The organism is Desulfuromonas sp. AOP6 (genome assembly GCF_009731355.2).
Classification (GTDB): domain Bacteria; phylum Desulfobacterota; class Desulfuromonadia; order Desulfuromonadales; family SZUA-540; genus SZUA-540.
This window is the reverse complement of sequence record NZ_AP022810.1, coordinates 2,855,256-2,879,045: the sequence shown is the minus strand read 5'-3', so window position 1 is coordinate 2,879,045 and position 23,790 is coordinate 2,855,256. Positions and strand designations below refer to the sequence as shown.

Annotated in this window: 21 protein-coding genes; 16 read left to right on the top strand and 5 right to left on the bottom strand. The window is 60.7% G+C overall.

What is annotated here, in order from left to right; translation table 11 throughout:
- Position 1 precedes the first annotated feature (1 nt).
- From modA to modC, 3 genes are read left to right on the top strand one after another with little or no spacing between them, the layout of a single operon-like run.
- The gene (modA, locus tag AOP6_RS13445; protein ID WP_155877256.1) at positions 2–754 is read left to right on the top strand and encodes a molybdate ABC transporter substrate-binding protein; all 753 of its coding nucleotides are present in this window, start codon (positions 2–4) and stop codon (positions 752–754) included.
- A gap of 14 nt (positions 755–768) precedes the next feature.
- Positions 769–1,464 carry a molybdate ABC transporter permease subunit gene (modB, locus tag AOP6_RS13440; RefSeq protein WP_155877255.1) on the top strand — a complete coding sequence of 232 codons (696 nt, stop codon included), beginning with the start codon at positions 769–771 and terminating at the stop codon, positions 1,462–1,464.
- Entirely contained in the window at positions 1,461–2,516 is a 1,056-nt protein-coding gene (gene modC / locus AOP6_RS13435; RefSeq protein ID WP_155877254.1) for a molybdenum ABC transporter ATP-binding protein, read from the top strand. The genes modB and modC overlap by 4 nt, the downstream gene beginning before the upstream one ends.
- Positions 2,517–2,562: 46 nt before the next feature.
- Here the strand turns inward: modC and nifN are convergent, their stop codons facing one another.
- A complete protein-coding gene (nifN, locus tag AOP6_RS13430; protein ID WP_155877253.1) occupies positions 2,563–3,849 on the bottom strand; it encodes a nitrogenase iron-molybdenum cofactor biosynthesis protein NifN in 1,287 nt (428 codons plus the stop codon).
- The gene (nifE, locus tag AOP6_RS13425) at positions 3,837–5,189 is read right to left on the bottom strand and encodes a nitrogenase iron-molybdenum cofactor biosynthesis protein NifE (protein WP_155877252.1); all 1,353 of its coding nucleotides are present in this window, start codon (positions 5,187–5,189) and stop codon (positions 3,837–3,839) included. Before nifE ends, nifN begins: the two co-directional genes overlap by 13 nt.
- 450 nt (positions 5,190–5,639) lie before the next feature.
- Here nifE and nifV point away from each other — a divergent pair, with 450 nt between their 5' ends.
- The 3 genes from nifV (at position 5,640) to AOP6_RS13410 (ending at position 8,238) form a co-directional block, all read left to right on the top strand.
- The gene (gene nifV / locus AOP6_RS13420) at positions 5,640–6,788 is read left to right on the top strand and encodes a homocitrate synthase (RefSeq protein WP_155877251.1); all 1,149 of its coding nucleotides are present in this window, start codon (positions 5,640–5,642) and stop codon (positions 6,786–6,788) included.
- A 1-nt stretch (position 6,789) separates the two neighbouring features.
- Positions 6,790–7,608 carry a GNAT family N-acetyltransferase gene (locus AOP6_RS13415; protein ID WP_213194610.1) on the top strand — a complete coding sequence of 273 codons (819 nt, stop codon included), beginning with the start codon at positions 6,790–6,792 and terminating at the stop codon, positions 7,606–7,608.
- A gap of 66 nt (positions 7,609–7,674) precedes the next feature.
- The gene (locus AOP6_RS13410; protein WP_155877249.1) at positions 7,675–8,238 is read left to right on the top strand and encodes a response regulator; all 564 of its coding nucleotides are present in this window, start codon (positions 7,675–7,677) and stop codon (positions 8,236–8,238) included.
- A gap of 18 nt (positions 8,239–8,256) precedes the next feature.
- Here the strand turns inward: AOP6_RS13410 and AOP6_RS13405 are convergent, their stop codons facing one another.
- Positions 8,257–9,174, bottom strand: coding sequence for a pirin family protein (locus AOP6_RS13405; protein ID WP_155877248.1), 918 nt, complete (start codon positions 9,172–9,174; stop codon positions 8,257–8,259).
- A 124-nt stretch (positions 9,175–9,298) separates the two neighbouring features.
- On the opposite strand from AOP6_RS13405, the gene AOP6_RS13400 reads away from it, so the two are divergent.
- The 4 genes from AOP6_RS13400 (at position 9,299) to AOP6_RS13385 (ending at position 15,964) form a co-directional block, all read left to right on the top strand.
- Positions 9,299–9,739, top strand: a complete 441-nt coding sequence (locus AOP6_RS13400; protein WP_155877247.1) for a hypothetical protein — start codon at positions 9,299–9,301, stop codon at positions 9,737–9,739.
- A gap of 109 nt (positions 9,740–9,848) precedes the next feature.
- Positions 9,849–11,246, top strand: coding sequence for a TolC family protein (locus AOP6_RS13395; RefSeq protein WP_155877246.1), 1,398 nt, complete (start codon positions 9,849–9,851; stop codon positions 11,244–11,246).
- Positions 11,246–12,844, top strand: coding sequence for an efflux RND transporter periplasmic adaptor subunit (locus AOP6_RS13390; protein ID WP_155877245.1), 1,599 nt, complete (start codon positions 11,246–11,248; stop codon positions 12,842–12,844). Before AOP6_RS13395 ends, AOP6_RS13390 begins: the two co-directional genes overlap by 1 nt.
- A 12-nt stretch (positions 12,845–12,856) precedes the next feature.
- Entirely contained in the window at positions 12,857–15,964 is a 3,108-nt protein-coding gene (locus AOP6_RS13385) for a CusA/CzcA family heavy metal efflux RND transporter (protein ID WP_155877244.1), read from the top strand.
- A 95-nt stretch (positions 15,965–16,059) separates the two neighbouring features.
- Here AOP6_RS13385 and lpdA read toward each other — a convergent pair whose 3' ends face one another.
- Positions 16,060–18,201 carry a dihydrolipoyl dehydrogenase gene (gene lpdA / locus AOP6_RS13380; protein ID WP_155877243.1) on the bottom strand — a complete coding sequence of 714 codons (2,142 nt, stop codon included), beginning with the start codon at positions 18,199–18,201 and terminating at the stop codon, positions 16,060–16,062.
- A gap of 73 nt (positions 18,202–18,274) precedes the next feature.
- Complete coding sequence (gene arsS / locus AOP6_RS13375; RefSeq protein ID WP_155877242.1) at positions 18,275–19,252, bottom strand: arsenosugar biosynthesis radical SAM (seleno)protein ArsS; 978 nt, start codon at positions 19,250–19,252, stop codon at positions 18,275–18,277.
- Positions 19,253–19,612: 360 nt separating this feature from the next.
- Between arsS and AOP6_RS13370 the strand changes: the two genes are divergently transcribed.
- From AOP6_RS13370 to AOP6_RS13345, 6 genes are all read left to right on the top strand, one after another.
- Complete coding sequence (locus AOP6_RS13370) at positions 19,613–20,224, top strand: class I SAM-dependent methyltransferase (protein WP_155877241.1); 612 nt, start codon at positions 19,613–19,615, stop codon at positions 20,222–20,224.
- Positions 20,225–20,245: 21 nt separating this feature from the next.
- Complete coding sequence (locus AOP6_RS13365; RefSeq protein ID WP_155877240.1) at positions 20,246–20,536, top strand: J domain-containing protein; 291 nt, start codon at positions 20,246–20,248, stop codon at positions 20,534–20,536.
- A 395-nt stretch (positions 20,537–20,931) separates the two neighbouring features.
- Positions 20,932–21,183, top strand: coding sequence for a FeoA family protein (locus tag AOP6_RS13360; RefSeq protein WP_225897301.1), 252 nt, complete (start codon positions 20,932–20,934; stop codon positions 21,181–21,183).
- 2 nt (positions 21,184–21,185) lie between these two features.
- Positions 21,186–21,413, top strand: a complete 228-nt coding sequence (locus AOP6_RS13355; RefSeq protein WP_155877239.1) for a FeoA family protein — start codon at positions 21,186–21,188, stop codon at positions 21,411–21,413.
- Positions 21,414–21,424: 11 nt separating this feature from the next.
- The gene (gene feoB, locus AOP6_RS13350; protein ID WP_213194855.1) at positions 21,425–23,650 is read left to right on the top strand and encodes a ferrous iron transport protein B; all 2,226 of its coding nucleotides are present in this window, start codon (positions 21,425–21,427) and stop codon (positions 23,648–23,650) included.
- A 1-nt stretch (position 23,651) separates the two neighbouring features.
- Complete coding sequence (locus AOP6_RS13345; RefSeq protein WP_155877237.1) at positions 23,652–23,777, top strand: FeoB-associated Cys-rich membrane protein; 126 nt, start codon at positions 23,652–23,654, stop codon at positions 23,775–23,777.
- The last annotated feature ends 13 nt before the right edge of the window (positions 23,778–23,790 follow it).

The following is a 23,790-nucleotide window of genomic DNA, read 5'->3' as shown; positions in this document are numbered from 1 at the left end:
GATGATGAGAACTCTTACGCTGGTCTGGTTGCTGGGATTGCTCCTGCTTGGCTCCACCGCTATGGCCGCCGAGGTGCGGCTGTCGGTGGCCGCGAGCCTGCGCGAGGTCATGGGAGCATTGACCGAAGAGTACGCATTGGATGCTGAGGCGGTCCGCTTCGCGAGCAATTTCGGCGCTTCCGGTACCCTGGCCCGACAGATTGAGCAGGGAGCCCCCGTTGACCTCTTCGTTTCGGCCAACGGTAAATGGCTCGACTATCTGGGGGAAAAGGGGCTGCTCGACCAGGCTGCCGCTGTTCTGGCCGGTAATCAGCTGGTGGTTATCGGTCGGGCTTCGGCCCCCCTGACCGGACTGGACGATCTGTTGAAGCTGGAGCGCATCGCCCTGGTCAACCCGAAAAGTGGCCCGGCCGGCGAGTATGCCGAGCAGGCCCTCACGACCGCCGGTCTCTATGAGGCCCTGCGAAAGCACCTGGTGCCGGTTAAGGATGTCGGTCAGGCGGTGGTCCTCGCCGAGCGCGGCGAAGTCGACGCGGCCCTGGTCTATCGCACCGACGCCCGCCTCGCTCAAAAGGCGCAGATTCTCTATGAAATTCCCGGGGTTTTGCATGCTCCGGTGAGCTACCCCATGGCACTGACCCTGAGCGGACGGGAAAATGCGGCTGCCGGTGCCTTCTTCAACTTCCTCCAGGGAGAAACAGCGCGACAAATCCTGGCGCGGCACGGCTTCCTGGTGACAGCGAAAGGCCCCTGACCGGAGAGGATCCGATGTTTGAATTGACCGGCAACGATTATCAGGCCATCTGGCTTTCGGCCCAGGTGGCGACCTTGGCGACCCTGCTGGCCCTGCCGGCAGGCTTCGCTGTCGCCGCCGTGCTGGTCTTCACCCGCCTGCCGGGCAAGGCGTTGCTGGAAGGGCTGGTCAATCTGCCGCTGGTGCTGCCGCCGGTAGTAGTCGGTTATCTGCTGCTGCTGTTGCTGGGGCAGGACAGTTGGCTCGGCGGGCTGCTCAATACCCTCGGCATCCGGGTTATCTTCACCTGGAAAGCGGCGGTGCTGGCGGCCCTGGTAGTCGGCTTTCCCCTGCTGGTGCGGTCGCTGCGCATCGGCATGGAGAGCATCGACAAAGACCTGCTCGCGGCGGCGCGGACCCTGGGTGCCCCCTGGCACGATCTGCTTTTCACCATGATTCTTCCCCTCTCCTGGCGCTCGATGCTGGCCGGCGCGACTTTGATGTTCGCACGCGGGCTTGGCGAATTTGGCGCCACCATCATGATCGCCGGCAACATCGCCGGCTCGACCCGGACCATCCCGCTGGCCATCTACGACTACACCGCCGTTCCCGGTGGGGATGCTCAGGCCTTGACCCTCTGCCTGGTCGCCATTGCCCTTTCCCTGGCTGTGCTGCTGGGGAACGAACGCCTGGTCGGCCGGCGGCGCGCCGGGAAGGAGAAGTCCTCATGAAACTGGAAGTCGCGCTGGAAAAACGTCTGGGGGATTTTCACTTTTCGGCCGGCTTTGCCGTGGAAGGTCAGCGCATCGGTGTCTATGGCAAGTCGGGGAGTGGTAAATCGACCTTGATGGGGATGCTGGCGGGTCTGATTCGCCCCGACGCCGGCCTGATATGCCTCGACGGGGAAACCCTCTACGACGGGGGGCGCAAGCTGCTGATCCCGCCGGAGCGGCGGCGCCTCGCCGTGGTTTTCCAGCACGCTCATCTCTTTCCGCACTTGAACGTGCGCCGCAATCTTCTCTATGGCTACAAACGCATTCCCCGCCGCGACCGCCGTATCGCACCCGAAGCCCTTGGCGAGGTGCTGGGCCTCGGCCCCCTGCTGGAGCGCGACGTCACCACCCTCTCCGGTGGGGAGCGGCGGCGGGTCGCTCTGGGGCGGGCGGTACTCTCCTGCCCGCGCCTGATTCTTATGGACGAGCCTCTGACCGGACTCGATGCCGGCAGCAAGTATCAGATCATCCCCTATCTCAAGGCGGTCTTCGACGAATTCGGCATCCCTCTGATCTTTATCAGCCATTCCCTCAACGAAATGCGCCTGATGACCGATGACGTCCTGCTCTTCGACGGTGGGCGGCTGCTCTCCCAGTCTTCAGCGGAGGAGTTGGCCCGAAGCCTTATGGGGAGCCGGCATGCAGGCTACATCAACCTGCTGACCCTGGAACACCCCCGGCCGGTGGATGATCTCTGGTCTTACGACTGGGGCGGACAGCGACTGATTCTCACCGAGCGTGCCTCCCGGGAATCTGCCCTCTTCCAGCTGTCTTCCAAGGATGTCACCCTTTTTAAAGGCCGGCCCGAGGCGAGCAGTGCCCGTAATCTTCTGCCGTGCCGAGTTGCGCGGATCTTCGAGAGCGGCAACCGTATCGGTGTCGAACTGGATTGCGGCGGTCGCCCCCTCGTTTCGCAACTGGTGCGCGAGGCGGTCAGGGAACTGGAAATCAAGGAGGGATCGGACGTTTACGCGATTGTGAAGGCTTCGGCCTTCCAGCCGCTTTATTGACGGCAGACTGCCACCAAACAGTATTGGTGTTTTCCGTTTTTCCCGCTTAACCATGCCTCCGCATTTTTTCCGCGGCGTTGGCGCACTCGCACAGAAAGAAAGCGCCGCCTTCATACAGCACATCCTGTTTTAGCGGATTGCCTACCTCCTCCCAATTGGGAAATCCTCGCAGCACCAGGGCTTTGTGTAGCCGATGGGCCAGCGCCTCGCAGTGGCCGTTGCCGATGATCAGGTCATAGGCGTCCCCGAGGTTTTCGGCATCCTCCAGGTCGCCGACCAGCACCCTGCCAGCAGGGATTTTTTCCAACTGGGGGGAGTCGATGGTACTGATGGCGACGGTGACTTTGGCGCCTGCTTCGTGCAGCGAGTGACAGAGTCCGGCAAGCTGATCGGGCTCGCCGACGGCAAGAATCCGGGTCTGACCGAGGGAGAAATGGCCATCGAGCATAGCGTCCTGCAAGCGTCGGCGCCAGCGGACGATAGCTTCGGGCGGACACTCCCGGCCTGTCTCGGCGAGCAGCCAGGCCGCCAGGGCATCAGTTTCCTCCAGTCCACTGAGATGGGAGAAGTGCCGATGGCGCATGAAGGGGTTTTTCTTTTGCAACGCCTCGGCGCAGGCCCGCATGGAGTCGCCGACACTCACGACGAGCCCGGCGTCTCCCAGGGTACGAATCTGCTCCACTTCGATGCCACCGCTGGAGAGAGCCGCCTGCTTCTCTCCCAGATGGCCGTCGAGGGAGGTCGACAGGTCGGGTAGCGCCAGGACGTCGTAGCCGAAAGCGGCAATAAAGTCTTTGATCTTTTCCACCTCGATGGGGGTCAGGCTGACGTGGGGGAGCAGCACCACCTTGTCGTCGTCGATGGCTTCGGTCGCCTCGACCAGCTGTTCGATCAGCGCCCTGGCAGCCAGGGCCCAACCGCTCTCCAGCCCCCCTTCGTAGTCGGGGGTGTTGACGTAAACCAGGGGAAAGTCGACCTGGGCGGCGACGGCGCGCAGATCGTCTCCCTTGGTTTCGGTGAGGCCGGTGCTGTGCAGGCCGATGAGGCTGGGGCTGACCTTGGCGGTGATATTCTTGACCGATTCGACGATGCTGGTGTCGCCGCCGTCGAGAATCGCCGTAATGTCGGTGACGGCTGTCGTCTGGATGGCGATCGGCTCGCAGAAATGGCGGGTGGTGTAGACCTTGGTGAAGGAGGTGCAGCCCATGGCGCCGTGCATCAGGGGCATGCACCTGTCCACTCCCAGAAAAGCGAGAGTCGCTCCCATCGGCTGAGACAGCTTGAAGGGATTGACCTGCAGCGGTTTGGTGTTTCGATGACTTATTTCTCCCATGGGGCCCTCTTGGCAACGTTTTTAAAGACGGGATTTTCCAGCGCGTTCTTCAGATCTTCGGCCAGATTGAGCAGACCGTTGTAGCCGCCATAGCTTTTTTTCTTCTCCTGGTTGACGTCGGCGAAGGCGATCCCTTTCTTGATGGCGGTATAAAGGCTGCGGCCTCCGGCCAGCAGCAGATGGGCGCCCCTCTCCTCAATGATCCTGGCCTGCTCCGCGCCCGGATTCATCATCAGCACCCCCTTTTCGCCGAGGACCTCGCGCGCCTTCTCCCGGTCCGCCTCGGTCGCCTTCTTTACGGCGGTGGCCACCACCTCGATGCCCAAATCCTGCAGGGCCGCAGCAATGGACCAGGTTTTGTTTCCTCCGGTGTTGAGCACGGCTTTCTTGCCGCGAAACAACGCGCGGTAGGGAGCGATTTTTTCCTCGAGGGCGGCCTCTTCGCGGACAATAAGTCGTTTGGTTCGTTCGATCAGGTCCGTGTCGCCGAGAGCCTCGGCGATGGCCAGCAGCCCCGCGCTGGTGTCACGCTTGCCATAGAAAGAGAGGGAAATATGGGGGATACCGTACTTCTCTTCCATCTTGCGGGTCAAAGAGATCAGGGATTTGGCGCAGACGATCACGTTGAGCCTGGCCCGATGGGCGCTGCGGATGGCGCGGACCCGCCCGTCGCCGCTCAGGGTGGAGAGGATGCGGATGCCCAGCTCGTCGAGCAGGTGCGCGTACTGCCACATGTCGCCGGTGACGTTGTACTCGCCGATCAGGTTGATGTCGAAGGGGGTGGTGGTCTCCGGCTCCAGGGTGCCGATCAGGTGCATCAGCGCCGCTTCTCCCCCCAGACGGCTGCCAAGGTTCTTGCTCCCCACGAAACCGGGAGCGTGCACGGGCACCACCGGAAGGCCATATTTCTCCGCCGCCTGCCGGCACACCGCGTCGATATCATCGCCGATGAGGGCTGTGACGCAGGTGGCGTACACGAAAATTGCTTCGGGGGAGTAGTGTTTCAGGATGTAATCGATGGAGGCGAGCAGCTTCTCCTCGCCTCCGAAGACGACGTCCGTGTTGGAAATATCGGTGGTGAAGCCCATCTGGGTGAAATCCCGCCCGGTATGGCTGGTTTTGGTGGCGCGGGTTTCCCAGGATGCCGCCAGACAGGTGATCGGCCCATGCACCAGATGGGCGGCATCGGCATAGGGGAAGAGGGAAATCTGAGCCCCTTCGAAAGCACATCCACCCGTGGTTGCACCGGGGGTGGGGGCATTGCAGGAGGTCTTTTTGGTTTTGTTGTGGGAACAGGCGCTCTCTTCGAGCAGCTCTCTGATCTTCGGTTTGGTGGCCACAGTCTGATCCTTTCTGAAAGCAGCGATTTCAGATTAAAATCAGTCCCGTCGCCTCGTTGAGATGGAACTTTTCTGCCACGTCAGCCTTGGCGGGCAAGGCGCTTGACAGCGCTATGCTGAAAAACCTTTGCAAGACTTCGGCCAGCTCGGAAGGGTCCCCTGCGGCCTGAAATGACCCCCATTCTTTAAGTCGACCCGATTGAATCAATGGCACCCGGCGTTTCAGATGCCTCTTTTTTGATCACTTAAGGCGAGGAGGACGCTTTTCATCAGGGACCTTTTCCCCGTGCTGGCCGGCTCAGTGACTTTTAGACTCGGATTCGTTTATGGCACAGCCTGTGCTTAGCACTATGGTGAACTCACTCTCCAGCGAGGACGCTGGAAACGGGCAACGACGCCCCGGGACGGCCACAGGCTTCCCGGGGCTTTTTTTGTGGGAAGGAGCCGGCCATGACGGTTGAAACGGATATTCAGCACAGAGAGGTCATCATCGACGACACCACGCTGCGCGACGGGGAACAGACCGCCGGGGTGGTCTTCTCGCGGCAGGAGAAAATTCGCATCGCCCGCATGCTGGATGAAATCGGCGTGGGAGAGCTGGAGTGCGGCATTCCCGCCATGGGGAAAGAAGAGCAGGCCGACGTGAGAGCCTTGGTCGACCTTGGTCTTGGCGCCCGCCTGATCACCTGGAACCGTGCCCTGATAAGCGACATCGAGGCCTCATTGGCCACCGGGGTGCAGGCCGTTGATCTGTCCCTCTCCGTGTCCGATATCCACATCCGGCACAAGTTGGGCAAAAGTCGCGACTGGGTGAAAGAACAGCTGAAGACGGCCCTGGGCTTCGCCAAGGAGCATGGCCTGTATGTCTCCATCGGCGGCGAAGATGCCAGCCGGGCCGACCTTGACTTTGTCGTCGAACTGATGGAGATCGGACGCGCCATGGGGGCGGACCGCTTCCGTTTCTGCGATACGCTGGGTCTTCTCGACCCGTTCTCCACCTACGAGAAAATCCGGTTCCTGCGGGACCGGGTCGACCTTGATCTCGAGATCCATACCCATAACGATCTCGGCATGGCCACGGCCAACGCTCTGGCCGGGATCCGGGCCGGCGCCCGCTTCGTCAACACCACGGTGAACGGGCTTGGCGAACGCGCCGGCAATGCCGCCCTGGAAGAGGTGGTCATGGCCCTCAAGCACGCTAACGGCATCGATCTGCACATGGACACCCGCCGTTTTGTGGAGATCAGTCGGTTTGTCGGGCAGGCCAGCCATCGGCCCGTACCGGAATGGAAGGCCGTGGTCGGTGAGCGGGTCTTCTCCCATGAATCAGGGCTCCACGCCGACGGCGTCATTAAAAATCCCTGCAACTATGAGGGCTTCGATCCGGCTGAGGTGGGACTGTCACGCTACCTGGTCCTCGGCAAGCATTCGGGGAGTCAGGGTCTCGTTCACCGCCTGCAGGAGCTGGGCATCCGTGCCACGCGGCAGCAGGCGGACAGCCTGCTGCCCAGTGTTCGCCGACTGAGCCAGCAGCGCAAACGTCCCTTGAGCGACCATGAGCTGCTTACTCTCTGGCCCTCGTGCCAGGCCGTGGCCTGAAATGGAGATCCGCTCCGCCACCGCCAGCGATTGGCAGGTTTTTCTGACGCTGGCCAAGGAGGAAGGCTGGCAGGTCCCCCGCCTCGAAATCGACCTGTTTGCCGGTCCTCTGCGCGGCGGCGCCTTCGCCCTGCTTGAGGGGGGCGTCTGCCGAGGTTTCGTCACCACGGTGGCTCATCCTCGCAGCGGCTGGATAGGGAACCTCATTCTGGCCTCGGAAGAAAGAGGCAAGGGCACCGGGGGCAGGTTGTTCGACTTTGCCGTTGGACACCTGGAGCGGCGCGGTTCAGCGTCTATAATCCTGACCGCCTCTGAGCTGGGCCGGCCCCTCTATGAGAAGCGCGGATTCCGGTCGATCGGCACCATCGAGCGCTGGCGGCACGACCCGGAGCCCAGGCGGAATGGCCTCCCGCCCTTTGCCCACCATGGCCGCGAGGCGCTGTGCCAGCTTGACGCCCTGGCCTGGGAGGAAGCCCGCAGTCCTCTGCTGTCCTTCCTGTCGGAGCGGGGCCAGACTTTTGCTGCCGGCCTCTCCTGTCTCCATGTGCAGGAGGGTGAGGATATACAGGTTCTGGGACCCTGGTACTCGGCCAGCCGCTGCCTGGAGGAAAACGGCCGGCTCCTGCGGCTGGCTCTGGACGCGGTTAATCCCGCTGCCCCTCTCTTTACCGATCTTCTGGTCGAAAGCGGCCTGTCGCCGCTGCTCAGCCGGGCCGGTTTTCGTCCTTGCGGCTCAACGGCCCTTATGATCAAGGGCGTATGCCCCGCTGGATTGAGCCGTCATTTTGTTTCTCTGGCCAGCCTGGGGAGCCTGGGGTAGACTTAGGCATTGTTAATGCATTTGAAAGATTAACGGAAAAGCAATTCCCAAGGAGGTGTCACGTTTATGAAATGTGCTCTGGTCGTTGATGACGAACCGATGCTGCGTCGCCAGGTGGCGGAAATCCTGGCCGACTACGGCTTTGATGAGATTGTCGAGGCGGAAAACGGCAGTCAGGCCCTCGACCTGGCCCGGGTAAAAAATCCCCTCCTCATCGTGATGGATGTGTCCATGCCCGTTATGGATGGCATCACGGCTGCCGAAAGAATAGGCAAGATTCGTTCTATCCCCGTGGTGCTGCTGACGGCAACCGCCGATGTCGCGACGATCGAGCGCGCCCGCCGAGCCGGGGTGATGAATTATGTCCTCAAACCCCTGCGGGCCGAACAGGTCTATGCCGCCGTCGATCTGGCCATTCACCATTTTGTGGAAGTGTCCACCCTCAAGGACGAGGTGCATAAGCTCAAGGAGACCCTGGAGACGCGCAAACAGGTGGACAAGGCCAAGGGCGTACTCATGGCCAAAGGGATGAACGAGGCCGAGGCTTACCGCAAGCTGCAGAAGATCGCCATGGATAAGCGCAAGAGCCTCAAGGAGGTCGCCGAAGCCATCCTGTTGATGGAGGGGTGATTCGTAAAAAAGCTCTGCTCACTCCGGCAGCGGAATGAACTCCGTCTCCCCGGGTACCCGGGGAAAGCTGCCGTCACGCCAGGCCTGCTTGGTCTTTTCAATGAGCTCCTTGCGGGTGGCGACGAGATTCCACCACATGGTCCGTCGTCCCAGGGGGGCGCCGCCGACGACCACGAAATGACTGTCCTGGTGGGCGGTCACCTCGATGCCGGCCGTTCTTTCAAACACGGCCAGATGGTGGCGGGGAACAGTGCAGCCGGCCACGGAAATCTCGCCGTCCACCAGGTAGGCCGCCCGCTCCTCGACTCCGTCGGGAAGAGTGAAGCGTCCTCCTTTGGCCATTTTCACGTCCAGGTAGAGGGTCGGTGAATGGGTTTTGACGGCTGAACGGACGCCGCAGGCTTCGCCAATCAGGACCCGTACCAAGGTGTTGCCGTCCTCGACCACCGGCAGGGCCCCCTCATCGTAATGGGTGAAAAAAGGCTCCGTCTCTTCGTCGGCTTCGGGCAGGGCAATCCACAGCTGCAGAAGATGCAGGGTGTGCCCCTGCCGGCGCAGCTCGGCCGGGGTCCGCTCCGAATGGGCGATGCCCTTGCCGGCGGTCATCCAGTTGATCTGGTGGGGACGGATGGGCTGCACGTGCCCGAGGCTGTCGCGGTGCAGGATCTCTCCCTCAAAGACAGTGGTGATGGTGGCCAGGCCGATATGAGGATGGGGGCGCACGTCGAGACCCTGGCCGGGTGCAAAAACCGCCGGGCCGAGATGGTCGAAAAAGATGAAGGGGCCGACGGAGCGCAGATCGGCGGTCGGCAGCAGGCGGCGGACCGTGAAACCGCCGAGATCTTTATCTTTGGGCTCCAGTAGCAGACGGATGGCGGCGCCGGGGTGGTCAAGGTGTTCTTTACAGCGGCTCTCTTCAAAAATCAGATCGCTCATGGCAAATCCTCCCGATGTCGTATTGGCATACTCTGAAAGTCTAGCGCAAAAAAAGAAGGGGGCGGGCAAAATCTTTTTCTGACGGGTTGCGTTTTAATCCTGCCATCGGTTATCATCCCATTTAATGAAAACATCTCCCCCTCGATATCTGCTGGCGCTGGTCTGTCTGCTGGTCTTTCTTTTGACTGGGCAGGCGAGTGTGCAGGGTTACGTCTTGTGCATCGGCGCTGACGGCCATACAGCCCTCGAATTTGCCGGTAACAAGGCCTGTAATCCTAAAAAGAGCCCGCTGCCTGTCGGGCATGACCATCACGAAGAAGAGGCCAGTCATTTTGACGGGGACAGTCACTGCGGTCCCTGTCTGGATATTCCGGCTACCCTCGAATTGACCTCTTCGCGCCAGCAGCAGTCAGACGACCTTGCTACGGCGGCACTGCCCCTGCCTGTGCCCTTTGTTGCCGCTCCCGTCTTTGTCTCGATTCTCACCAACGATCTGTTGGCTCATCCACCTCCACGCCTCAGTCAGTCCATTCTCATCCATCGCACCGTTGTCCTCCTGAATTAAGCCATCCCTCCCCCTTTGTCTCGTGACCCCCGGTTTCCTTGGAAATCCGCGGGATGCGTCTGTCTTTATTTTAATTGTCTAAAAAACCACGAAATACGGAGGTTCAACCATGCCCAAGAAGGCTCTGGTTGCTTTCGGTGCTGCGCTCGGAGTGGGGCTTGTCGCCATCTCGCCCGTCGCCTGGGGGACTGATGTCAGCCCAAGGTCGACTGCCCTCGCCCAGACTTACGACCAGACACCAGTATCACTTCACAAAATCGCCAGCCCTGCGTCCGAGACACCGGCGGCGCTGACTCTGGCGGCGGCGGTGGCCAAGGCCCTGGAAAGCCATCCCCGCCTGGCGGTCTTTTCGGAAGAAATTCAAATCCGGCAGCAAGAGCTGCGGCAGGCGGGATTGTGGGCTAACCCGGAACTCGCCATCGAGATGGAGGATTTCGCCGGCAGCGGCGCGTTTTCCGGCACGCAGCGGGCCGAAACGACCCTCATGCTCAGTCAACAGGTGGAACTGGGCGGCAAAAGATCGGGCCGCAAAGCCCTGGGGCGCACGGATGTCGCCCTGGCCGAGAGCGACTATGCCGCGGCCAGGGCCGAAGTGGCGGCGGAGGCGACCCGGCGTTTTGTCGCCGTGGCCGCGGCCCAGCAGCGGCAGGTGTTGGCGACTGAGCAGCATGGACTCGCTCTTCAGCTGCTCGCGGCCGTTGACGACCGCATCGCCGCCGGTAAATCGGCCGCAATCGAGCGGGTGCGGATGGAATCGCTGGTCGCCGAAACCCAGCTGCGCCAGGTCCAGGCCCGGCAGGAAGAGGCGGCCGCCTGGATGGCGCTACGGGTTCTGTGGGGCGACGATACCTATGTGGCGGAGGAAGTGGCCGTTGACGCCGACCTTGCGCAGATGCCGCCGTTGCCCGACTGGGCTGACATCGAGGCCGCAATAGACCAGAGCCCGGCGTTGCAGCGGCAACGTCTTGCCGGGCAGCGGGCCGGGCGCGACCTGGAGCTGGCCCGGGCCAGCGGTATTCCTGATTTGACCCTGAGCCTGGGTGCCAAGCAGATGGAGGAGAGCGGTGACCAGGCCCTGGTGGCCGGCGTCGCCTTCAGCCTGCCCCTCTTTGACCGTCAGCAGGGAACCATCGGCGCGGCGCGCTCCCGTCAGGCCCAGGCTGCGGCCCAGGCCCGCGAGGTGCGAATGGCGCTGCGGACCGAATTGGGGGCGCTTCGCCAGCGGCTGCTGGCGGCGCAGGCCGAGGCCGCGATGTTGCGCCAGACCCTGCTGCCGGCGGTGCAGCGGAGCTTTGAGGCGATCACCTATGGCTACAAGGCCGGCAAATTCGGATTTCTCGAGGTTCTGGAGGCCGAACAGAGTCTCTTTCAGACCCGCAGCCGTTATATCGACAGTCTGGAAACCTATCATCAGGCCTGGGCCGAGCTGGAGAAGCAGCTCGGTCAACCCCTGTCCGCCAATGAAGACCAAACCTTAACCTCCGTATCAACCCAGAGAGGTCAGTGATGAATAAACGCCCTTATTTTTTCTTGTTGCCCCTGGCCCTGCTTGGCGGTCTGCTGCTGTTCAAGGGGGGCGAGCTGCCGCCCAGCGCCATCGCCGCCGAAGAGCACGCCAGCTCTCATGCCGGTCATGACCATGCTGAAGAAGACTCCCATGGCCAGCCGGAGCTAGAGACCATGCCTCTGATCAGCGACGACGGCCATGCTTGTGATGACCATGAGAATCATGGTGACCACGCTGAGCATGACGAACACGCTGAGCATGACGACCATGAGAAGGAGTCCGTGGATGAGCATGCCGGCCACGATCATGGCCAGGCCAAAGCCGTCGATCCCCATGCCGGTCATAACCACGATAGCGAGCCGGTGGACAGTCATGCGGGCCACGACCATCGCCAGATCGAGACCGTCGATCCCCATGCGGGCCACGACCATGGAGACGGGGATGAACTCTGTCTAGAACACAATGTGATCGAACGGGAATGTGCCCTCTGCCAAGGTAGCCATCTCGCCGAACTGCAGCCGGGGCAGGGGATGAAGGTTCGTCTGGGGACGCTGGAGGCGGCGGCCAAGGCCGGCATCCGCTTGACCCGCCCCCAGCAGATCTCGCTGGCCGCCGGGGTAGAAGTCCCCGGCCGGGCGGTCTTCAATCGCACGAAGCTGGCCACCATTGCCCCGCTGGCGACGGGAGTGGTTCTGCGCGTCCCCGTGCAGCCGGGCAGCACCGTGGCCAAAGGGGATGTGCTGGCCGAGGTCGCCATGGCGGAGGTCGCCCGCCTGCAGGCCGAGCTTTCCGGGGCACTGGCCCGGCTGGCGCAGGCCGAGGCCGACTATCTGCGGGAAAAGGATCTGCTGGAGCGCGGCATCACCTCCCGTCAGGAGTTTCAGCAGGCCGAAGCCGAGTACCGGGTGCTGCAGAGCCTCAGTGAACAGCATCGTCAGCAGCTGCGGCAATTCGGCCTCTCTACCCGCGACATCGACCGTCTGATGCAGTCGCCGGAGGCCAGCACGACCCTGGCCCTGCGGGCTCCCTTTAACGGGGTGGTGACCGAGGTGCGCACGGCGGCAGGGGAGAACATCCAGGCCGGCAGCCCCCTCTTCACGGTGGCTGACCTCGATACCCTGTGGATCGAACTCGCCATTCCCGAGGCCCGCATCGCCCAAGCCCAGCCCGGTGCCGCCGTGCAGGCCCGTTTCGACGGTCTGCCTGGCGCGGTGTTCAGCGGCAGACTCTTTCAGGTCGGCGCCCAGGTGGACGAGCGCAGCCGCACCCTGACTGCTCTGGCCGAAGTGCCTAATCCCGACCATCGCCTCAAGGCCGGCATGTATGGCAACGTCCGCCTGCTCGAAGGGGCCGAAGGCCTGAATCTGACCATTCCCGCCGAGGCCGTGCAGCACATCGACGGTTTCCCCTATGTCTTCATTCAGGAGGATGCCGACCTGTTCGAACTGCGCCGCATTGCCACGGGGGCGCAGCAGAGTGGTCTCGTCGTGGTCGCCGCCGGTCTGCAGGTGGATGAGCAGGTGGTGTCGAGGCAGGGTTTCGCACTCAAATCCGAGGTTCTCAAGGCGCGCCTGGGCGCGTCCTGCGCCGATCACTAGAAAGGGGGTCCCATGCTGGAAAAACTCATCGCGGCGGCCCTGCGCAATCGCCTGGTCGTCGTCCTCTGCTTTGTGCTGGCCTTTGCCGCCGGCCTCTGGTCCCTGCTGCGCCTGCCCGTCGATGCTTTTCCCGACACCACTCCGGTGCAGGTGCAGATCAACACCACCGCCCCGGCCCTGGGGCCGGAAGAAATCGAAATGCAGATTTCCCAGCCCGTGGAGCTGGCCGTCTCCGGCCTGCCGGGACTGGTGCATGTCCGATCCATTTCCAAGTTCGGCCTCTCGCAGGTCGTGGCCATCTTTGAAGACGAGATGCCGATTCTCGATTCCCGCCAGCTCATCATGGAGCGGCTGGCCAGCGTCTCGCTGCCGGAAGGGATCGAACGTCCCGAGCTGGGACCCATTTCCACAGGGTTGGGCGAGGTCTTTCACTATGTCCTGCGCTCTGACCATCCGGAGCGAACTCTCGACGAGCTGCGCACCCTGCACGACTGGGTCGTCAAGCCGGAGCTGCGCAAGGTGCCGGGGGTGGCGGAAGTCAACTCCTGGGGTGGCCTGGAGAAACAGTACCACGTCATCGTTTCTCCCGACGCTCTCATCAAATACAACCTGACCTACGGCGATGTCGCCACCGCCCTGCGCGAAAACAACGCCAATGTAGGGGGCGGCCAGGTAGTCACCGGCGGTCAGACCCTGCTGGTGCACGGCCTCGGCCGCGTCGCCACGGTTGAAGAGATCGCCGGCATTGTCATCACTGCCTATCAGGGCGTCGCCGTGAAAGTAGGCGATGTGGCTGAGGTGGCCATCGGCCATGAACTGCGCCGTGGCGCCGTCTCCGCCGCCGGCAAGGGCGAGGTGGTCCTCGGTCTTGGCTTCATGCTTATGGGCGAGAACAGCCGCGAGGTGACCAGCGACCTGAAGCTGGCCCTGGAACGGGTGAAGAAGGCCCTGCCCGCCGACGTTTTACTCGAAACGGTCTACGACCGCACCGAACTCGTCGACCAGGTCATTGACACGGTCAAACACAATCTGGCGGCAGGGGCCCTGCTGGTCATCGCCGTGCTCTTCCTGCTGCTCGGCAACCTGCGGGCCGGGCTGCTGGTGGCGGCTACCATTCCCATGGCCATGCTCTTCGCGGCCTTCGGCATGCAGGAGATGGGGATAGCCGCCAGCCTGCTGTCCCTGGGCGCCATCGATTTCGGTATTCTGGTGGATGGTTCCGTCGTCATGACCGAAGCCAACCTGCGGCGCCTGACTGAACGCCAGATGCAGTTGGGTCGGCAACTCACCCCGGCGGAACGCTTCGATGCCATTCTGGCTTCCAGCCAGGAAGTCGTGCGTCCCATCGTCTTCGGCATGGGCATTATCGTCCTCGTCTTTCTGCCCGTGCTGACCCTGGAGGGGATTGAAGGGAAGATGTTCAAGCCCATGGCCTGGACCTTCATCTTCGCCCTGCTCGGCGCCCTGGTGGTGGCCATCTTCCTGTCGCCCGTTCTCTCTTTCCAGTTCATGCCCAAAAAACTGCGGGTCGAGGAGCGCAAGGTTGATGGCTGGCTCAAAAGCCGTTACGGTGCCTTGCTGGAGATGGTGCTGCGCTGGCGCCGGGCTTTTTTGGTTGCGGTCACGGTCGTGCTGGTCGCTTCCATCCTGCTGGCCACCCGTCTGGGCGGCGAATTTCTGCCCCGCCTGTCCGAAGGCTCGCTGGTGGTCAGCGTGGTGCGCCTGGCCGGGGTATCCGTGGACGAGTCCATTGCCTACAATACCGAGATGGAGAAGCTGCTGCTCAAGGCTTTTCCCGATGAAATCCGTCACATCTGGAGTCGTCTGGGCAGCGCCGAGGTCGCCACCGACCCCATGGGGACGGAACTTACGGATATTTTCATGACCCTGCATCCGCGCCGGCAATGGACCCGGGCCGACAGCCAGGCCGAACTGGCCGCCCGGGTGGAAGAGGCCCTGCACGGTCTGCCTGGCATCCGCTCGGTGCTGACCCAGCCCATTGAACTGCGGGTCAACGAGATGCTCTCGGGCATCCGCGGCGATGTGGGGATCAAGATCTACGGGGAAAATTTCGACACCCTGGTATCCCTGGGCGAGCAGGTCGAACATCTGCTGCTTGATGTCCAGGGCGCTGCCGACGTGGCCGTGGAGCAGATCACCGGCCAGCCGACCCTGCAGATTGCCGTCGACCGTGAGGCCTTGTCCCGTTACGGGGTGGCCGCCCGCGATGTCCTCGACATCATCGCCGCCGTCGGCACCCCCCGGGTGGGCGAAGTTTTCGAAGGGGAGCGCTCCTTCCCGCTGGTGCTGCGCTTGCCCGATGCGCAGCGCCATGATGTGAAGGCGCTGGAGAACACCCTGATCCCCACCCGCACCGGCGCGGTCCTCCCCCTCGGCGCCCTGGCCGAAGTGCGGGAGGTCGAGCGGCCCTCGACCATCAACCGCGAGTGGGGACGCCGGCTGATCAAGGTGCAGGTCAATGTGCGGGACCGGGATATCGCTTCCTTTGTCGATGAGGCTAAGGCCAAAATCGCCGAGGGCGTTTTGCTTCCGGAAGGCACCATGATCGAATGGGGCGGCCAGTTCGAAAACCTGGAGCGCTCCCAGAAACGCCTGATGCTGGTGGTGCCCCTGACCCTGCTGCTGATCTTCGTGCTCCTCTATTTCAGCCTGAAGCGCCTGAGGGACGTGCTCATCATCTACACCGGCATCCCGTTGGCGGCGGTAGGGGGGATCTTCGCTCTCTATATGCGCGGCATCCCCTTCAGCGTCAGCGCCGCCATCGGCTTTATCGCTCTGTCGGGTATCGCCGTGCTCAACGGCCAGGTGCTGGTGTCGGCGATCCGGGGACTGCTGGCGGAAGGGCTGCCGCTGCTCGAAGCGGTTACGGGGGCGGCCAGGCAGCGCCTGGTGCCGGTACTGGCTACGGCCGTCACCGACGCTGTTGGTTTCCTCCCGATGGCCCTGTCCATTGGGGTCGGAGCCGAAGTGCAGCGACCCCTGGCCACCGTGGTTATCGGCGGTGTTCTCACCTCAACCCTGCTGACGCTCTTTGTGCTACCCTGTCTTTACCTGCTGGTCGGTAACCGACAGCCGAAGAAGGAAAACACGACCGCCTGACTTTCTGGCAAAAACGCCAAAGCAAAGGCCCGCAGCATGTGTTGCGGGCCTTTTTTGTCAGTACATCGTATCCGTTTTTATGGGGATATCCCTTTCTACCCGCGCCGCCAGGCGTGGTATTTTTCAACCCAGGCCAGCAATTTTTCTGGGACATGGGCCTTTTTCCACTCACCAGCGGCCATTTTGTTGGCTTCGGCCAGGGTTGGATAGGGGTGGATGGTGCCGAGAATTTTGTTGAGGCCGAGACCGTGCTTCATGGCCAGGATGTATTCGGCGAGCAGATCACCGGCATGGGTGCCAACGATAGTCACACCGAGGATCTTGTCCTGGCCGGGCGGGGTGATGATCTTGATCCAGCCGTGCTCTTCGCCCTCGGCGATGGCGCGATCCAGGTCGGCCAGCTCAAATCGCGTGATTTCATGATCGATGTTCTGCTCGCGGGCTTCAACTTCGTTGAGACCGACGCGCGCTATTTCGGGGTCGGTAAACGTACACCAGGGGATGACGCGGTAATCGGCACGGAACTTTTTGAAGTCGCCGAACAGGGCGTTGACCGCCGCATACCAGGCTTGATGGGCGGCAGTGTGGGTAAACTGGTAGGGGCCGGCCACATCGCCCGCGCAGAAGATGTTGGGAAAGTTGGTGCGCAGGAAGGGATCGACCTCGATGGTGCCGCGCTGACTGAGGTGAACCCCCAGTTCCTCCAGGCCGAACCCCGTTGTGCGAGCGCGCCGACCCACGGCAACCAGGATAGCGTCGAAAGGCACCTCGACTTTTTGCCCCTGATGCTCACACACCAGGATCTTCTCCTGGTCTTTGACCTGAACTTCCGTGGCGGCGTGTTCGGTCAGTACCCGCACCCCTTCGGCCTCGAAGCGCTCGCGTACAAAAGCCCCGACATCAGAGTCCTCGCGCCCCATGAGCTGCGGCGCCATCTCTACCTGGGTCACCTGGGCACCGAATCGCGCAAAAGCCTGGGCCATTTCGCAACCGATGGGCCCGCCCCCCAGTACCACCAGCCGCCGAGGCAATTCGCGCAATTGCCAGAGGTTATCCGAGGTCAGGTAGTCCACCTGGTCGAGACCCGGAATGGGCGGTACGAAGGGTTCGGCGCCGGTAGCGACAATGATGTTGCGCGTGGTCAGGATTCGCTCGCCGACCTGCACGGTGTAGGGTGAGGTGATGCGTGCCTCGCCCTTGATGCATTCCACACCAAGCGCCGTGTAGCGTTCCACCGAGTCGTGCGGTTCGACTTTTTTCACCACACGGTGCACCCGCGCCATGACGTCGGCGAAATCAAAGTCAGTCATTGATTGCTGTAGACCGAATTCTGTGGCGCGGCGAGCGTAGGCAAGCATTTTTGCTGCCCGGATCAACGCCTTGCTTGGAACACAGCCGGTGTTGAGGCAATCGCCGCCCATTTTGTCTTTTTCGATCAGGGCCACCTTGGCCTTGACCGCCGCCGCGATATAGGCGCTGACCAGCCCGGCGGAGCCGGCTCCAAGAACGACGACGTTGTAATCAAAGGATTCAGGTTTGGGGAAGTCTTTGAGACTTCGGCGTTTTTGCATGAGGTCGACGCCTTTACGGGCCAACAGGGGAAAGATCCCCAGCATGGCAAAGGAAAGGATCAGTTCCGGAGACAGAATGTCGCCCAGACTTTCTATCTGGCCAAGCTGCGCACCGGCATTGACGTAGACGGCGGTGCCGGGCAGCATGCCGAGCTGGCTGACCCAGTAAAAGGTCAGGGTACGCATGGGGGTGAGGCCCATGACCAGATTGATCATGAACAAAGGAAAAATCGGTACCAGTCGCAGGGTAAAGAGGTAAAAATGTCCGTCTCGCTCAATGCCGGCGTTAATGGTTTTGAGGCGCTCGCGGAATCTGGATTGGACCCAGTCGCGCAACAAAAAACGACTGACGAGAAACGCCAGGGTCGAGCCGATGGTACTGGCGAAGGAGACCACGATGACGGCGGGAAGGAAGCTGAAGAGGGCGCCTCCGGCCAGCGTCATGACGGCCGCGCCAGGCAGTGACAAGGCGATGACGATGACGTAGAAAACAAAATACAACCCGAGGGTCAGCGTTTTGTTGTTGGCGTAAAATTGCTGGAAGGCCTCTTGCCGCGCTTTGAGTTCAGGCAGGGTCAGAAAACGTTGCAGGTCGAAAACAAAGAACAACGTGACCAATACGGCAATGGTCAGGACGATGAGGATCTTTTTGCCGTTGCCTTTCATGGGGAAATCCCTTCCTGAAATGGCCACCTCGTTGAAAGCACATGCGACCTAACTAGGTCGCGATTTCGCCCCCTCAGGTAAAGCCGGCGCCAGCGGTGCAGGCATAACAGTGCTCGGCGGTGGCGATCGGGGTGCCTTTGGGTGGCGCCGTCGCCAGGTCACGTACATGAGTCGATTTTTCGCCCTGGCAGATGCCGGCCGCCAGGTGGAAGTCGCAGTCGAACACATAGCCGTCCCAGGAGACGCTGATCTGTTCGCGGCACATCAGCCCCGCTATCACGGCCGGATTAAAGGCGGCCGCCAGTTTTTCCATATAGTCTTCGTAGTTTCCAGAACGTTCAAGCCAGCGCCGGAAGCGTCCCAGGGGGATGTTGGTCAGGGCAAAGAGGTTGTTGAAAACGATTCCCCAGCGCGCCTGCAGTTCGCGTCGATAGCGTTTTTCCGTGGCCGCCTGATTGGCGGGTAGAAAAGCCCCTCCCGGGTTGACTGCCAGGTGGAGCTCCAGCCCTGAACCTTCGCGCCCGTAACCCAATTCGTTGAGACGGTGCAGCATCGCCAGACTTTTTTCCCATACCCCGGCGCCCCTTTGCGCTGCCACCTGGGCTTCGCGCAAGGCGGGAAAAGAAACCACCAGAGCGACCTTATGTCTGACACAGGTGCTCAGCAGTTTCTCTCTTTCTGGTGAGAAAAGGGCGGTAAGGTTGGAGCGCAACATAAGCTGCGGTGTTATTTCGGCCAGAGCGGCAACGAACCCTTCGATGCCGGGCACCAGTTCGGGAGCGCCGCCCGTGATATCGATTATCTCAAAACCGCCGCGGCGGGCGAAATCAACCACCTCTTGCATGGTTTCCGCGCTCATGATCTCATGGCGATCGGGGCCGGCCATTAAATGGCAATGTCGGCAGCACAGGTCACAGAGCAGACCGACGTTGACCTGCAAAATGCGGCAGGTCGAGCGAGTCAGACTTTGTCCGTGTCGTCTCAACGTGCTGGAGAAACCTTCAAGGCCGGCAGCTTGTCGCTGCGGCGCCGGTTTTTGTGGACAGCCCATGGTCATATCCTCTTAAGGGGGCAACTTTTCGGCAGTTTTTCGCCTTTACACACCGTGCATCAGAGAGGTCCCGACGTGAATGGCAGCGGCCAATAAATAATCGAACATTTACGTTATAAGACCCCCACGGTAATGGATTCCGTGAATTTTGTACAGCATAGCAGTCGGGACCTGTTTTTCATGGAGTTGCCATCACTCTCGGGCGTTTTTCGGCTTAGTTTAAGGCCTGCGGGCTCGTCTGGATACAATTCCCCAGATAAATACCGTAAAACTCCGCTTGCTCCTGCCCCTGCCAAATGCTATTAGCATATTTATCTGTCGGTCCCCTGTTGACCGCGACGGGCCGTCAAGGAGCTTGCTGTGAATCATCCCATGGAGTCTGCGCGTTACCTGGCCTCCTGCCAGAGCCCCTTCTGGCGAAAGGTCTTTGCCGCGGAACTCGATTATCTGCTGAGACACCTGCGTGCGGATGACCGTGTTCTCAGTGTCGGCTGTGGTCCCGCCATCATCGAGAGTGGTCTGAATGAACAGGGTATCGCCGTGACGGGACTGGATGTCTCCAAAGAGGCCCTGGCCTGTGCCCCGGACAGCATGCGCACCATCGTCGCCTCGGCCGAGAAGATGCCGATTGAGGACGGCCGCTTCGATGTCATCCTCTTCATCGTCTCTTTGCAGTTCATGGAGGACTACCGGCGGGCGCTGTCCGAAGCCGCGCGGGTGCTGCGCCCCGGAGGCAGAGTCATCGTGATGCTGCTCAATCCGGCTTCTTCCTTTTTTCAGGGCAAACTCGCCGAAGCCGACTCCTACGTGCGTAAAATCAGGCACACCGACCTGAACGACCTGGAGGCGGCCATGGCGACAAAGTTTTCCGTGCAGGGAGAATACTTTCTGGGCATCGACGGGCAGACTATTTTTCCCAGCACTGAACCTGACCAGGCGGCCCTCTACATTCTGCGGGGGACCAAACTATGAGCTGGCGAACGGGGGGGTAATATGACCTTTACGGAATTGCAGCATGCCTGTGAAATCATGGGTATGGGTGAAAAAGCAACTTTGGCCGAAATCAAGGCGCGGCATAAAGAGCTGGTGAAGCGCTACCACCCGGATAGGGGCAACACAGAAGATCCGGAGGCCATACGCCAGGTCAACGCGGCCTATCGCCTGCTCATGGCCTATGTCGGGGAGTATCGCTTTTCCTTTGCGCGGCAGGAGTTTTACGAACAGAACCCGGAGGCCAGAATCGAAGCCCAGTTCGCCGATGATCCCATCTGGGGCGGCAGGTAGCTTTTGTCCAGGGATTCGAATCCCTACCTGAATCTCCAATCTCTTCCCCCATCACCCCGTCTGCTGGCAGCCGGGTGCTTCCATTGAAGAACTAATCGTAAAACCGTCCGCGAGATGCCGATTACGACAAACGCACCGGCTGTTTCAATCGCTATGCGGCCGGACATCTTTTGCGGGGAAATAGCGAATTTTCCTGAAGTAAACGGCCCCAGGGTTCTCCTGCGGGCCGCCATCTTTTTTGAGCTCAGGCAGGATAATACAATTTGGTGAGCCATCTCGGCAGGGTGTGCCCTTTTTAGATATAAGTGAAAATAGTTTTCATTTTCTTGTTGACGGGGGTCTCTTTTTTTGTTTAATTTGACAACCGTTTTCAATTTCAAAAAAGAGGAGATGAAATGAGCATGATGCCGCTAGGGTTACTGAGTTCCGGGGAAGAGGGAGAGATTGTCCAGATTCGCATTCCAGGCGCTCTTCTCGATGAATGCTGCCGACAAAAAGAAGGGGGGCGGCTGGAGGATATGGGCCTGCGGGTTGGCAAAACCGTGCAGATGCTCACCAACGATGGCGGACCGATTTTGCTCAAAATCGATGAATCACGCCTTGCCTTGGGTCGAGGCATGGCCATGAAAATCATGATAAGGAGATGACCATGAATCTGGCAAAGCTCAAGCCCGGGCAAACAGGGAAGATAACGGCCATGGGGGCCATCGGTCCCTTGAAAAGACGTCTGATGGATATGGGCGTTCTGGTCGGTGAAGAAGTTCGCGTTCTCAAGGTCGCTCCTTTGGGTGATCCGATTGAAGTGACGGTGAAAAGTTACAATCTTTCCCTGCGCAAAAAGGAAGCGGAAGGGATATCTGTGGAGGTTGTCCTATGAGCAACGCGGCAATGAAAACCAAGGGCGGTAACGGAGTGGATCAGGCCGTTGTTCCTCATCCATCGGCCCAGCGAGTTCTCACGGTTGCTGTCGCCGGCAACCCCAACGCCGGCAAGTCAACCCTCATCAACGCCATCGCCGGAACGCGCCTGCATGTCGGCAACTGGCCTGGCGTGACGGTCGAGAAAAAAGAGGCTGCCTTTGATTACAAGGGGCAGCGTATCCGGCTCGTCGATCTGCCGGGGACGTATTCCCTCTCCCCTTATACGCAGGAAGAGATCGTGGCCCGCGACTATCTGGTGCAGGAGCGTCCCGACCTCATTATTAATGTCGTCGACGCGACCAACCTGGAGCGTAATCTCTACCTGACTGTCCAACTCCTGGAATTGGGTATTCCGGTCGTCATGGCGCTCAATATTTTTGATGAGGCCGAAGCCAAGGGGTACCATATCGACATCCCCGCCATCGAAAAAATGTTGGGGATCTCGGTTGTTCCTACGGCAGCGACCAAAAAATCAGGTATCGATGATCTGCTCGGCACCGTCTTGGAGACGGCCGGCAAGGGAGCTGCCGCCGTTCCGGCGCAGCTCAATTATGGCGGCGACATTGAAGACGCCGCAGTAAAGATCGCCGCTGACCTGAAGGTCAAGCGCCCTGAACTCTATAAACGATATCCTTTGCGCTGGCTCACCTTCAAGCTCATGGAAGGAGACTCCCATGTGCAAAAGGCTGTGAACTTCAGTGAGGACGAGGCCGTAAGCGGCGCGCTTTCACACTTGCGCAAGGCGCACGGTGAGGACATGGAGTCGATCATGGCCGATGCCCGCTATGCGCTGGCCTCCGGGTTGTCCCGGGAGGTGTTGCAGAAGCCGGAGTTACGCAAGGTCGAGATAACGGAAAAAATCGACCGTATCGTTCTCAACCGGTTTTTGGGCATTCCGATTTTTCTGGGGACGATGTGGCTTGTCTTCAAACTTACCTTTGATGTCTCCACGCCCTTTGCCGACTGGTTCGACGGGCTGATCACCGGTCCCCTGGCACGCTGGGCCACAGCCGGGCTTGGTGCCATAGGCGCACCCGACTGGACGGTTTCGCTCGCCGTCGAAGGGGTTATGGCTGGCGTTGGTTTCGTCCTGGTCTTTGTCCCGGTCATTTTCGCCATGATGTTCTTTATCACCTTTCTCGAAGGCAGCGGCTACATGGCCCGCGCCGCCTTCGTCATGGACCGTGCCATGCATACGATCGGTCTTCATGGCAAGTCCTTCATCCCGATGCTCCTCGGCTTTGGCTGCAACGTGCCGGGAATCTACGCCACGAGGACCCTGGAGAATCCCCGAGACAAAGCTCTTACCGCTTTGCTGATTCCCCTGATGTCCTGCGGGGCGCGACTACCCGTCTATGTTCTTTTTGCCGGCGTCTTTTTTGCCTCATCCGCCGGCACCGTGATCTGGTCCCTTTACGTCATGGGGATCGCCCTGGCCATCGTCATGGGCCTGTTCTTTAAGAAGACGCTTTTCCGCGGCGAAACGCCCATGTTTATCATGGAGCTTCCCCCCTATCGTATGCCGACCTTCCGCAGCCTGTGCCTCCATACCTGGGAGAAGGGCAAGCACTTTCTTATCAAGGCGGGAACGTACATTTTGGCTGTTTCGATCTTCGTGTGGTTCCTTCTGAACACCCCCTGGGGGGTCGAGGACAAAAAAGATTCATATCTCGGCCAGGCGGGTCAGGTGATCGCCCCTGTCTTTGAGCCCGTCGGCTTCGGCAACTGGGAGGCGGCTTCTTCGCTCATCACCGGCATCATTGCCAAGGAAATCGTCGTGGGCACCATGGGAGAGATCTACGCACCTGGGGCCTTTGAGGAAGCCATTGAAGAAGAGACGCCAACTTTCGGCGAAGACCTGGTGGAAATCGTTACCAGCTTTGGCGAGGCGGTGAAAGGCGCGGGGGCGGCTGTTTTTTCCACCTTCGGAGTCAGCAGTCTTGCCATTGAAGAGGACGAGGGGGCTTCCCCCTTGAAAGCCGCCGTCGGCAATGCCTTCACGCCCTTGTCGGCCTATGCCTTCATGGCCTTTGTCCTGCTCTACATGCCCTGCGTGGTGGTCGCCATCGCCATGCGGCAGGAGTTCGGCTCCTGGAAGTGGTTTGGGGTTGCCTTTGTCTACCAGACCATGCTGGCTTGGGGCGTCGCTTTTATTATTTACCAGGGGGGTACCCTCCTTGGACTGGGAGGATAATATGGATATCGTCGATGTCGTCTGGATGCTGGGCATTCTCGGTGGGGCTGGATATCTTTTCTACCGCTCCTTCACCAGAAAAAAGGGCCCTTGCGGTTGCGAGGGATGCAGTTGCACTAAAAAATAACCTGGCCCGTCAC